The organism is Lentzea sp. NPDC058436 (assembly GCF_042721515.1).
Taxonomy (GTDB): domain Bacteria; phylum Actinomycetota; class Actinomycetes; order Mycobacteriales; family Pseudonocardiaceae; genus Lentzea.
The window spans coordinates 92009-104302 of sequence record NZ_JBHXLF010000020.1 but is presented as its reverse complement, the minus strand read 5'-3'; the positions used below and the strand labels follow the sequence as shown (position 1 = coordinate 104302).

The window sequence follows — 12294 nt, the reverse complement described above, 5'->3', positions numbered from 1 at the left end:
ACGCACGTTACGCGATCAAAGGTGACCTGGGCCACATCACAGTTGCCAGAGCACCGCACCGGCGAGCGTCAGGCACCCTGCCAGCCCAACCGCGGGCACAAGCCGCTTACCGAGCGTCCACGCGCTGGCGTTGGCGATCGCGTAGTAGAGCAGCACGCAGAACGAGCTGAACACGATCGCGCGAGTGACGTCGACGGTGAGCACCAGTCCGACCGCGACGAGCCCGGTCGCGACCTCGGCCCAGCGCAGGTCGGCCAGGAACCCCGGCAGCCTGCGGTCGCGCGCCATCGCCAGCGCGGTCCGGCTCACGCCCAGCTGCAACGAGAGCAGCGACCCCAGAGCGGCCAGGCAGGCGGCCACGCGAATCACGGGCGCGAGCGAAGGCGAGACGTCCGCCAACGTCGACACGGCCAGCGAACTGCCCAGCGCACCCAGAGCCACCACCGCCACGACGGCGTACGCGACCAGCGTGATCGCCAGTGAGATGACCACGGCGCGTGGAATCGTGCGTGCGGGTTCGCGCACCTCCTCTCCTAGCGTCGCGATGCGCGCGTAGCCGGCGAACGCGAAGAACAGCAGCGCGGCGGCGGGAAGGATTCCTGCGGGCAGGAACTCCGCCGGCTGCACGGCCTCGCGAGCCGTCACGGACGTGAGAACGAGCACGAGCAGCACGACAACGACGATGGCTCGGGTGACCAGTGCGGACTTCTGGACACCGGTCAGGTTCAGCGCGGTCAGCGCCACGATCGCCGCCACCGCAACGGGTTTCGGCGCACCGGCGTACAAACCGACCGTCAACGCCATGGCCGCGCACGACGCCGTCTTGCCGAGCACGAACGCCCACCCGGCCAGGTCACCCCACAGGCGCCCGAGCCGTTCGCGGCCGTAGACGTACGTGCCACCGGACTGCGGATAACGCGCGGCCAGCCAGGCGCTCGACAACGCGTTGCAGCAGGCGATCACCCCCGCGATCACGAGGGACACGAGCAACGCGGACCCGGCCGCGGCGGCGGCCGGGGCGAGCACCGCGAACACTCCGGCGCCGATCATCGAGCCGAGCCCGACGAACACGGCGTCGGTCAGCGAAAGACTTCTGATCAACCGCACACGGCTCAGTGTGCAGCCAAATCAATGCGATACAGGGCAACCCGAGGGCTTCGAAGCGGGGAAGAAGTTCGGCAGCAGTTCATCGGTGTCGTAGTACCGGTGGTAGACCGGTGTCAGCCCGCCCGACACGGGTGGCACGATCCACGACCAGTCCGCGGGGCACGAACGGCCGGCGGCCTCCTCCTTCTCCAGGTGTGTCAGGAACCTCTGCGACTCCGTGTGGTGGTCCGTGATCGTGACCCCGGCCTCCGCGAACGAGTGCAGGACGGCGCGGTTGAGCTCCACCAGGGCTCGATCGCGCCACAACGTCGCCTCCGACGACATGTCCAGGCCCATTCGCTTGGCGAGGTACGGCAGCAGGTCGTAGCGGTCCGAGTCGGCCAGGTTGCGGGCGCCGATCTCGGTGCCCATGTACCAGCCGTTGAACGGCGCCGACGGGTAGTCGATGCCGCCGATGCGCAGGCGCATGTTGCTGATCGCGGGTACGGCGTGCCACTTCACGCCGAGCTTGCCGAGCCACGGGAAGTCGGGGTGCGACAACGACACTTCGAGCACGTCGTCGGCGGCGATCTCGACGAGCGCGGGCTCCTGGCCCTGGCAGTTCACCATGAGCGGCAGCACGTCGAACGGGCCGCGCGTGGCCGGGGGCTTCCAGCCGCGCTTCAGCGCGAGCTCGGTCAGGGCGAGGTTGCGCGCGTCGCCGAGCACTCCGCCGTCGGCACCGCGGTAGGCGGCGTAGCGGATGATCTGCTCGTTGACGATCTGCGGCGCGTGCGTGCCGGGCTCGGCGGGGGCGTAGACCGTGATGACGGGCCGGATCTTGCCCTTGTTCGTGGCCACGCGGAGGTGTTCGACGCAGTCCTGCGCCACGTCGGCGGGAGCGGACACCTCGCGCTGGTCGCGCACTTTCAAGCTCCGCCAGTACAAGCGGCCGATGCAGCGCGAGCTGTTGCGCCAGGCCACGCGGGCGCCGAAGGTCAGTTCCTCGGTCGTGTGGCGGTAGGTGCCGGTCGCGGCGATCTCCGCGTGCACCTCGGCGAGCCTGTCCTCGACGGGACCGAGCTCGGGGTGTTCGGTGTGGTGCTGGCGGACGAAGTCCTCAGCCTCGGCGATGTCGATCTCGCCGGTGATCTCGACCTGCGCCGGGGGAAGCGCCGTCAGGGAACGGGGCAACACGTCAGTCGGGACGGGGGTCATGGCGAGGCACCGTAGTTGCGCTTTCGTGTAGGAGGAACCGCCTGTCGCGCTACGCCATCTGGATCACTGGACCGCGTCCGACACGCTCAGCAGTTACTTGATCCTACAACTGGGTGACAAAGGGCGCGACAAAGGGTGGTTCTTGACCGTTATCAGGCCGAAATCAAACATTGACCAGTGATTCAGTTCACCGCGGGATTCGACCCGTTCGAGTGAACTTGAGGAACCTCCCACGCCGAGAAGCGCGTCATCCCCTGAATTGCCAAGGAGGGTGGCACCACGCGGAACGCGAAGTTCCGCAGCGCCAAGGCGATCGGCGACCGCATCTCGATCCCGAACTTCCCCGCCATGCGCGAACCCTTCCACACGGACTGCGTGCGCGGCCTGCGCAAAGCGTCGTACCGCGCGAGATCACCGTTGCACAGAGCCAATGTCACGGCGTCCTCCAACGCCATGCACGCTCCCTGCCCGAGGTACGGCGTCATCGCGTGCGCCGCGTCGCCGAGCAACGCCACCCGGCCTTTCACGAACGTGGGCAGCAACGGCAACTGGTGGATGTCGTGCCGGATCACGTCGGCGGTCGTGCGAACCAGTTCCGGCAACGGGTCGTGCCAGCCGGCGAACAGCGCGACGGGGTCCAGGTCGGCTTGGGCGGGCGCCACCTTCGCGACGTACCAGCACACCCTGCCGTCGCCGAGCGGCAGGATCCCGGCTTCACCTCCGGGACCGAGCGTCTGCGAGATCGGCAGGTCGTAGGGTCCCGGCGCCACTCCACGCCACGCCGTGGCGCCCGCGTACACCGGCCCCGGCGCGTCCGGCAGCAGTTCGGCGCGCAGGCGGCTGTTGATGCCGTCCGCCGCCACCACTAGGTCCGCGTCCAGGTCCTCGGCGCTGGTCACCTCGACGTCGTTGAAGAGGACCTCGGACGGCAGCGCGCGCAGCAGGACGCCGTGCAGGTCGGCGCGGTGCATCGCGATCACCTTCTCCTGCCCCACGTCCGGCAGGTGCACGAGCCAGCGCCCGTCCTCGGCCCGCACGCCACCCGACACGCGCGGCGTGCCGAGCCGCCGGATCTCGTCGTCGAGGCCCATCCACTCCAGCGCGCGCATCGCGTTCGGCATGACGCCCACACCGGCGCCGATCTCGCCGAACGCGGCCGCGCGCTCGTGGACCTCGACCTCCCAGCCGACGCGCCGCAACGACACCGCCGCCGCCAGCCCGCCGATGCCGCCGCCCACCACGATCGCCTTCATCGCTTCCTCCTCTACAGGTGTAGAGGAATCTACACCTGTAGACTACGGATGTAGAGAGATTGGGACCACAGGTGCGCAGAGACGTCATCACCGACGCCGCGATCAAGCTCGTCGCCGAACAGGGCATGCGCGGGCTCACCCACCGCGCGGTCGACCGCCGGGCGGGTCTGCCGGAGGGCTCCACCAGCGCGTACTTCCGCACGCGCAAGGCGCTGGTCGAGGGGTTCGTGGAGCGGCTGGCCGACCAGGAACGACTGGACGTGGCGCCCGATCCGGACGACGTCGCCGGCAGCATCGCGAAGACGCTCGACAGCTGGCTCGTGGAACGCGACCGCACGCTCGCCCGGTACGCGGCGATGCTGGAGGCCACGCACCACCCCGAGCTGAAGTCGATCCTGGTCCACTCGCCGCGCGAGCAGGCCACCGCGCTCGCGAGGATGCTCGGCCACGCCGATCCCGAACGGGCGGGCGCGCACTTCACGGCGTTCCTGGAGGGCCTGCTCTTCTACCGGCTGGTCGGCGGCGGCAGCACGGTCGGGCCGGAACCGGGCACCCCGGAAAGCCTGCTGGACCTGAGGAACGCCGTCGAAAAGGCGTTGCGACCGTAGGTACCGTGGGTTTCATGGGATTCGGGTACGGGGTCTTCTACCTCTGATCAAGGACGTGTGCCTCACCGCAACACGTCCTGATTTCGCGTACCCGAAAGAAGATCCCCGTGCGTTCGCATGTTCATTTGACGACCCAAGATCTGACCAGGGGTTATGAGGCCGGACCCGTCGTCGACGGCATCTCGCTGACGGTCTCCGCGGGCCAGCGCCTCGGCGTCATCGGCGAGAACGGCCGCGGCAAGACCACGCTGCTCCGCCTGCTGTCCGAGGACCTGGTGCCGGACCAGGGAACTGTCACCCGGCACGGTTCGTTGAGCCTCGTACGACAGGAAATGCCGTTCCACGAAGGCGAAACGGTGGGAGACCTGCTGTCCGAGGCGCTGCGCGAGAGCCGTCAGGCACTGTCCGAACTGGACAGTGCGGCGGAGCCCTTCGACGGCGAGCGGTACGAGAAGGCACTGGCCCACGCCGAGAACATCGAGGCCTGGGACGCCGAACGGCGTGCGGACATCGCTCTCAAGGCCCTCGACGCCGACCACTCGCGTTCGGCGAGGCTGTCCGAGCTCAGCGTGGGTCAGCGCTACCGCGTCCGGCTGGCGTGCCTGCTCGCCGAACGCGCCGACGTCCTGCTGCTGGACGAACCGACCAACCACCTCGACGCGGGCGCGCTGGCGTTCCTGACCGAACGCCTCAAGCAACACCACGGCGTCGTCGTGCTCGTGAGCCACGACCGCACGTTGCTGGACGACGTCTGCACCCACCTGCTCGACCTCGACCCGACGCCGGACGGCGAGGTGCGCCTGCACGGCGGCGGTTACCGGGCGTTCAAGGAGGCCAAGCGCGCCGAACGGCAGCGGTGGGAGCAGCGGTTCTCCCAGGAGGAGGCCGAGCACGACGAGCTGGCCGACAGGGTGGAGCGCGCCCAGTCCCGGCTGCAGGACGGCTGGCGGCCGCCGAAGGGCGCGTTCAAGCACAAGCGCAGCACGCGCGCGGCGAACAAGATGCGCAACGTCGCCCGCAGGCTGGAGGAGCTGGACGACCAGCGCGTCGACGCTCCCCCGCCGCCGTTGCGCTTCACCCCGCCGGAGTTGGAGGCGAGCGGCGACCTGCTGCACGCCACCCCGCTCGCGGTACCGGGCAGGCTCTCGCTCACCGAGCCGATCTCGCTGAGCGCGGGCGAGAAACTGCTGGTCACCGGCCCGAACGGGGCCGGCAAGTCGACGTTGCTGAACGTGCTGGCTGGCCGCGTCACGCCGGCGCACGGCACGGTGCACCACGTCGGCCGCGTCGCCCTGCTGGCGCAGGAGTCCGCGTTCGAGAACGAGGACGCCACCGCGAGGCAGCTGTGCCCGCGGGTGGCCGAACTCGGTCTGCTCACCGGAAAGGACCTGGACCGGCCGGTCGGACGCCTGTCGACCGGCCAGCGCAGGCGCCTGGAGCTGGCGGTGCTGCTGAGCGGCTCCCCGCACGTCCTGCTGCTCGACGAACCGACCAACCACCTGTCGATCGCCCTGGTCGACGAGCTGACCGAGGCGCTGCGCGAGACCCGTGCGGCGGTGGCCGTCGCGACCCACGACCGGCAGATGCGGACAGATTTCGGCTCGTGGCGGTCCGTCACCCTGAATTCATCTTCACGAAGTAATGAAACTTCTGTAGCTTCGGAAGTAGGTCTTCTGCCGAGCACTGGGAGGTGTGCGAGATGACCGAACTGATCTCCGACAAGCTGCCCACGACGCGTACGAACCCGTTCGACCCGCCGCCCGAGATCGCACAAATCCGGGAGCGGGCCACCGTCAGCAGGCTGAAGTTCGCCGACGGGCACCTCGGCTGGCTCGTCACCGGCCACCACCAGGTGCGCGAGGTGCTGGGGAGCCCCAAGTTCACGAACGACCCCGGCGAGCACCACCTGCTGGAGGTGCGGTTCCAGGGCGAGGCGCCGAAGGAGAAGCGCAAGATCAAGCCCGGCATGTTCCTGAACCAGGACCCGCCGGACCACACCCGGTTGCGCAGGATGCTGCAGGGCCAGTTCACGGTCCGGCGGATGAACCAGCTGTCCGAGTGGATCGGCACCATCGTCGACGACCAGCTCAAGCACCTCAGGTCGTTCGACGGCAAGGCCGACCTGGTGCAGGAGTTCGCGCTTCCGGTGCCGTCACTGGTGATCTGCGCGCTGCTCGGCGTCGACTACGACGAGCGGCACAGGTTCCAGGAGGACACGGCGACGCTGCTGAGCCTGAACTCGACGTTCGACGAGGCCATGGCCGCTATGGCGCGCATCGAGGAGTTCATGCGCGAGCTGGTCGTCCGGAAGAAGGAGAACCCGGGCGACGACATGATCAGCGACCTGATCGCCACCGGTGAGCCGACCGACGAGGAGGCGTCGAACATGGCGCTGCTCCTCCTGCTGGCCGGGCACGAGACCACGGCGAACATGCTGGGCATCGGCACGTTCACGCTCCTGCAGCACCCGGACCAGCTCAAGATCCTGCGCGACGAGCCGGAGGTGATCGACAACGCCGTCGAGGAGCTGATGCGGTACCTGTCGATCATCCACTTCGGACCGGTGCGCACCGCGACCGAGGACGTGGAGATCGACGGCCACCTCATCAAGGCGGGCGACACGGTCGTCATGCACGTGCCCGGCGCCAACCGCGACCCGGAGAAGTTCCCCGGCAACCCCGAGGAACTGGACCTGCGCCGCCCGGCCACCGGCCACGTCGCGTTCGGCCACGGCATCCACCAGTGCCTGGGCCAGCAGCTGGCGCGCATCGAGATGCGGATCGCGTTCGCCAAGCTGTTCCAGGAGTTCCCGGACCTCCGCCTCGACATCGCCCCCGAGGAGGTGCCGCTGCGCACCGACATGGGCATCTACGGGGTCCACGCGCTGCCAGTAGCGTGGTCGTCATGAAGATCTCGGTCGACCAGACGAAGTGCTGCGGTTCGGGGATGTGCGTGCTGACGGACCCGGACCTCTTCGACCAGAACGACGAGGACGGCACGGTCGTGCTGCTCGAAGAACACCCGGACGCCGCCCACGAGGCGTCCGCGAAGGAAGCCGCGAACCTCTGCCCGGCAGGGGCGATCACGGTCAGCTAGTCCGTGTTGAGCCGCCAGGCGACACCCGTGCCCCGTCGCCTGGCACCAACGCGTTACGAGGTGGCCATCCGCAACTCGTCCACCTCGGCCTGGAACCCGGCGGCGGTCAGCGCCTCCTCGGCCTGCCGCCAGTGCTCGCGCGCCTCCTCGGCACGCCCGGCCCGCTCCAGGGCGTTGCCCAGCACCCGCAACGACCGCCCGAACTCCGGCGGCGACCCCATCTCGCGGGCCTGTTCCAGTGCGAGCGACGCCAGTCGCAGCGCCTCGTCGGCGGACGTCGCCAGGCCGGACCGCAGGCGCCACACCCAGATGCGGCCCTGCCGGTCGTCGTGCTCCTCGAAGAACTCCCAGGCCTGCCGCAGCTGCTCCTCGGCGAGCGAGTCCGATCCGGAGCGCACGAGCGTGTCCGCGAGGAACAGCCGGATGTTGGCCGCCAGGTCCGGGTCGCCGAGCTTCTGCGCGGCGGCCAGTGACGACCGCAGGAACGCGGCGGACTCGTCCAGCTCGCCGGTGAACTGGTGCAGCCGCCCCAGTTCCAGCGTCGCCATCAGCTCGCTCTGCTGGTCACCCAGCTGTGCGGCGACGCGCCGGGCCCGTTCCAGGTAGTCCCTGGCGGACGTCAGCCCGCCGGCGCGCCGTTCGATCGCCCCGAGCGAGCACAGCACCTCGATCTCGCCGTGCGGGTTCGACGAGGCCACGAACCGGGTCATGGCCTCACGATGTGCCTCACGGGCTTCCGAGGACCGGCCGCCCCATTCGTGCATCCACCCCATGCCGTACCAGGCGTAGGCCTCGCCCCAGACGTCGCCGGCCGCGGCGAACCCCTCCCGCGCTGCCTGGAAGTCGGCGGAGGCGGCGGCGTAGTCGTGCAGCCGGGCCCGCAGGATTCCCCTCTGCTGGAACAACATCGGCCGCCGGGCGGGCGGCGCGCACGACAGCGCCAGCGCGTTGATCTGCTCCCAGTCGTCGAACCGGGCCCGCAGGTCGCAGAACGCGGCCGAGCGGACGGCCAGCTCGGCGGCCAGAGAACCCAGTCCCAGCGCGGCCGCCTGCGTGATCACGGCGTGGACGTTCTGCCACTCGGCGTCGAACCAGTCGGCGGCGTCACCGAGGTCGAAGCGCTCCAGCGCCAGGGGTTCCAGCCGGACGCCCTGGTGCGGCAGCTCGACGTCGGCCCGTGTCGCGAGGTCGAGCCACTGCTCGAACAGCCCGCGCAGCGCCACGGCCGGGTCCTCCGTGGCGGCCTCACGACCGTAGGCGCGCAACAGGTCGTGCAGCCGGTAACGCACCTGCCCCACCGCGTCGCGTCCCGCGTAGTCGACCAGCCGGGCGTCGACCAGCGCCTCGACGTGGTCCTCCGCGTCGTCGAGGTCCAGGCCCAGCAACGGGGACGCCGTCCACGCCGGGAAGTCCGGCGTGTCCACCAGCGACAACAACCGGAACGCGATCCGGTGCGACTCGTCCAGCCCGTCGTAGGACAGCGCCAGGGAGGCGCGGACGTCGAGGTCTCCCACCGACAGCTCGTCGAACCGGCGGCGCGAATCGGACAGCCGGCCGGCGAGCTTCGAGAGCTGCCAATGCGGGCGCGCCACCAGCCGGGCCGCCGCCACGCGCAACGCCAGCGGCAGCTTGCCGCAGTAGGCCACGATCTCCTGCGCCGCACCGGGTTCGGCGGCACACCGGGCCTCACCGACAGCGGCCCGCAGCAACGCCAGCGCATCCGCGGAGGGCAACACGTCCAACGGCACGACGTGCGCCGCTTCCAGTCCGGCGAGGGCGGCCCGTGACGTCACCAGAGCGGCACCGGAGGTCGTGCCGGGCAGCAACGGCCGCACCTGGGCCTCGTTCACCGCGTTGTCCAGCACGACGAGGATCTTCCGGTCCGACAACAGGTCCCGGTACAGGTCGACGCGATCCTCCACAGTGGACGGAATCGCACCACCGGAGACGCCCAGGCCGCGCAGCAACCGGTCCAGCGCGGCAGCGGGTTCGACGGGCTTCTGCTCACCACCGCGCAGGTTCAGGTACAGCTGCCCGTCCGGGAACGCGTCGCGGACGGCGTGAGCGCAGTGCACGGCCAGGGAGGTCTTGCCCACGCCACCGGACCCGGTGATCGTCCACGTGCCGCCGGCGCGCAACCCGGCGGTCAGCCGCGTGACCTCGTCGGCACGTCCGGAGAAGTCCCCGACCGCGGGCGGCAGCCACGACGGTCCGGACTGGACGGCGGCGACCGGCGCGGAGGAGCCCGCCAGCACCTCCATGTGCAGGGCGCGCAGCTCGGCGTTCGGGTCGATGCCGAGCTCGTCGGCGAGCACGTCGCTCGCGCGGCGGAACACGTCCAGCGCCTGCGCCTGCTGACCGGTGCGGTGCAGGGCGAGCATCAGCTGGTACCAGAACCGTTCGCGCAGCGGGTGTTCCGCGACGAGCGAGCGCAGCTCGTCGACGATCTGGTCGTGCCTGCCCAGGTTCAGCTCGGCGTCGTTGCGGCGTTCCAGGACCTCCCAGCGCTGTTCGTTCAGGCGCTGCACGTCGGTCTGCTCCATCCGCAGCGACGAGACCTGGTCCAGCGCGGGCCCGCGCCACAACGCCGCCGCCTCGCCGAGAAGACGGGCCTCCGTCTCCAGGTCGGGCGCGCGGCGGGCCTCGGCGCGCAACCGCTGGAACGTCAGCAGGTCGAGCTGGTCGTCGTCCAGGTGGATCGAGTAGCCGGTCGGCCACGTGCGGACCAGTTTGCGGTCCGCCAGGTCGTCCAGCGACTGTCGCAACCGCATCACGTACGTCTGCAGAGTCGCGCGCGCCGAGCCCGACGGCTCCTCACCCCAGAGATGTTCCATCAGCTCGTACGACGAAACCGGAGCGTTGGCCTTCATCAGCAGCGCGGCGAGCAGCACGCGCTGCTTGGCCGACCGCAGCTCCACCACCCGACCCGAGTCGCTGACCTGCAACGATCCCAGAACCCCGAACCCCCACCGCCGTTGCATGTGCCCGATCCTAACCAGCCGGTAACCACAGGTGTCAGCGAAATGTCAGCGGCCGTCGTGATGCTCACAGCCCATGAAGAGGACAACGCTGATCGCCGCCGCCGCGTTGCTCCTGGGTCTCGTCACGTCCGGACAGGCACAGGCCGAGAGCGCTCCCGGCTGCGGACCGGTGACCCAGATCGGCAGCACCGGCTACATCGGCGACAACGGCCAGAAGTGGGCGTCGATCAAGCAGTTCAAGGGCTGCGGCAAGAACTGGGCCTACATCTACACGTGGTCGAGCGTCCACAGCGCGGGTGCTCCCTACACCCCTGAGCTCGTCCTCATCGAGCAGTGGAACTCCAAGGACGCGCGCGAGCCGTACGGACGCGTGGGCCTGAAGAAGGGCAGCTACCGCAAGCAGGAGCTGTGGTCCGGCGGTACGAGCACCCTGGGCGACTGCACCTCCGCGTACGCCGAGTGGAACTCGGGAGCCATGACCTACCGGGCGCGCACCGACATCCGCTGCTGACCCACCAGACGGGAGCGGCGTCCTGGCCCCCAGCTGGGCGCCGCTCCTCCCAGGACGGTGCCGCCGGGGTCCGAAGCCCAAACCTCTCCTCGGGCCCTGGCGACGCCTCTCAGGCCGCACCCCTCGACGCCGTCATGAACTTCCCCAGACGTGACGCCAGCTCGTCCGCGGCCTCGTTGCCCCGCAACCGTTCCGCTTCCTGCTTCAACGGCCGCATGCGGTCGCGCGTGCGCGCCGAACGGATGGTGCCGGACATCTCGATCGCCTGCGCCCCGATCTCGCGGGCCTGTTCGGCCTCGTTCTGCACCAGGTAGTTCATCGCCAGCGCGGCCAGCCGGAACGACTGGCTGCGCGACGCGTCCTCGCCCTCCGAGGAGATCGCCCTGGTGAGCAAGGGGATCGCCGACCGCGCGTACTTCACGTCGCAGGTGCGCGCGAGCTCGGTGTGCACCATGCCGCCGATCGACACCAGGTCGGCGAAGTCGAAGAACCGCGCCCACGGCGGCGCGTCCTCGGCCACGGACCGTTCGAACTCGTCCTGGGCGCGCGCGAACTGGCGCAGCGCCTGCCTTTCCGCGCCCATCTTCGCGAACGCCCACGCCTCGTTGGCGTGCAGGATCGACACGGCCAGCGTCGACCCGCTGGCCTGCGCGATCGGCAGTCCTCGCTGGAACGACGCCAACGCGTCCTCGGCCAGTTCGTAGTGCAGGTGCACGCGGCCCATCCGGTAGTGGATGTTCGCCTGCAACGCGCTGTTGCCCGACGCGCGCGCGAGGCCCATCGCGCGGCCGAAGTGCAGGTGTGCCGACTCCAGCAGTCCCATGTCGAACGACGCCCAGCCGGCCAGGTTGTGCAGGTCCGCGATGGCCACCTGGAGCCGTTCCACCACCTGGCCGGGCGGTCCGGTGTCGAGCAGCGGGTTGGCCCACTTCAGCAACGCGACGCAGGCGTCCCGGCAGGCCCCGCCGCCGTATTCGTAGTCGAGCGCCCGGAGCGCACTCGTCAGGGTTTCGACGTGCCGCACGTCGGTCTTGTCCACGCGAGCGGGAAATGCGTCTGCGTTGAACATAGGTAGACCCTCCTGACGTGCTCAGCGCACCCGTGGCACGGGTACCCAAGGCACACAGCCGGCACTCACCCCGCCGACACCATCCCGCTGTCGGACCTGGTCGGGAAGGGTCTTTCGACTCTCCCCGCGCACGTCGGCGCGGCCACCACAACGCCGTGGTGGCCGCGCCTACGATTTCGGACGGCGATGGTGATCGGAAAGCGGCCATCGAGGTGTCAGGGAAATCGAGCTGAATCAATTCCCTGTGACGGCGGCTCACCGAAACGGCCGAACACGTCACTCTTCCAGGGTCACCACCTGGGCGGGACACCTGTCCACCGCGTCACGAACGCCCGGCAGCAGGTCGGCGGGCGGTTCGGCGATCAGCACGAGACCGAGCCCGTCGTCGTCGGACTGGTCGAACACGTCCGGCGCGGCGAGCACGCACTGGCCCGACCCGATGCACTTCGCCCGGTCTATCCGGACCGTCATG

11 protein-coding genes are annotated in these 12294 nt (G+C 69.7%); 5 read left to right on the top strand and 6 right to left on the bottom strand.

Annotation, left to right across the window (positions count from 1 at the left end; genetic code table 11):
* Positions 1-36: 36 nt before the first annotated feature.
* From ACFWN2_RS38680 to ACFWN2_RS38670, 3 genes are all read right to left on the bottom strand, one after another.
* Positions 37-1098, bottom strand: coding sequence for an APC family permease (locus ACFWN2_RS38680; protein ID WP_382435556.1), 1062 nt, complete (start codon positions 1096-1098; stop codon positions 37-39).
* Between the two features lie 30 nt (positions 1099-1128).
* Positions 1129-2304, bottom strand: a complete 1176-nt coding sequence (locus ACFWN2_RS38675) for a nitric oxide synthase oxygenase (RefSeq protein ID WP_382435530.1) — start codon at positions 2302-2304, stop codon at positions 1129-1131.
* A 182-nt stretch (positions 2305-2486) separates the two neighbouring features.
* On the bottom strand, positions 2487-3557 hold the full coding sequence (locus ACFWN2_RS38670) for an FAD-dependent monooxygenase (protein ID WP_382435529.1): 1071 nt from the start codon (positions 3555-3557) through the stop codon (positions 2487-2489).
* Positions 3558-3628: 71 nt separating this feature from the next.
* On the opposite strand from ACFWN2_RS38670, the gene ACFWN2_RS38665 reads away from it, so the two are divergent.
* From ACFWN2_RS38665 to ACFWN2_RS38650, 4 genes are all read left to right on the top strand, one after another.
* On the top strand, positions 3629-4165 hold the full coding sequence (locus ACFWN2_RS38665) for a TetR/AcrR family transcriptional regulator (protein WP_382435528.1): 537 nt from the start codon (positions 3629-3631) through the stop codon (positions 4163-4165).
* A 125-nt stretch (positions 4166-4290) separates the two neighbouring features.
* A complete protein-coding gene (locus tag ACFWN2_RS38660; RefSeq protein ID WP_382435527.1) occupies positions 4291-5868 on the top strand; it encodes an ABC-F family ATP-binding cassette domain-containing protein in 1578 nt (525 codons plus the stop codon).
* Positions 5865-7073 carry a cytochrome P450 gene (locus ACFWN2_RS38655; RefSeq protein WP_382435526.1) on the top strand — a complete coding sequence of 403 codons (1209 nt, stop codon included), beginning with the start codon at positions 5865-5867 and terminating at the stop codon, positions 7071-7073. Before ACFWN2_RS38660 ends, ACFWN2_RS38655 begins: the two co-directional genes overlap by 4 nt.
* Positions 7070-7261 carry a ferredoxin gene (locus ACFWN2_RS38650; RefSeq protein WP_382435525.1) on the top strand — a complete coding sequence of 64 codons (192 nt, stop codon included), beginning with the start codon at positions 7070-7072 and terminating at the stop codon, positions 7259-7261. Before ACFWN2_RS38655 ends, ACFWN2_RS38650 begins: the two co-directional genes overlap by 4 nt.
* A gap of 53 nt (positions 7262-7314) precedes the next feature.
* Here ACFWN2_RS38650 and ACFWN2_RS38645 read toward each other — a convergent pair whose 3' ends face one another.
* Positions 7315-10242 (bottom strand): BTAD domain-containing putative transcriptional regulator, encoded by a 2928-nt coding sequence (locus ACFWN2_RS38645; RefSeq protein ID WP_382435524.1) that lies wholly within the window; start codon positions 10240-10242, stop codon positions 7315-7317.
* A gap of 73 nt (positions 10243-10315) precedes the next feature.
* Between ACFWN2_RS38645 and ACFWN2_RS38640 the strand changes: the two genes are divergently transcribed.
* Complete coding sequence (locus tag ACFWN2_RS38640; RefSeq protein WP_382435523.1) at positions 10316-10753, top strand: hypothetical protein; 438 nt, start codon at positions 10316-10318, stop codon at positions 10751-10753.
* 109 nt (positions 10754-10862) lie between these two features.
* On the opposite strand, the gene ACFWN2_RS38635 is transcribed toward ACFWN2_RS38640, so the two are convergent.
* Entirely contained in the window at positions 10863-11822 is a 960-nt protein-coding gene (locus tag ACFWN2_RS38635; protein WP_382435522.1) for a transcriptional regulator, read from the bottom strand.
* Positions 11823-12098: 276 nt separating this feature from the next.
* On the bottom strand, positions 12099-12293 hold the full coding sequence (locus ACFWN2_RS38630; RefSeq protein WP_382435521.1) for a ferredoxin: 195 nt from the start codon (positions 12291-12293) through the stop codon (positions 12099-12101).
* Between the last annotated feature and the right edge of the window lies 1 nt (position 12294).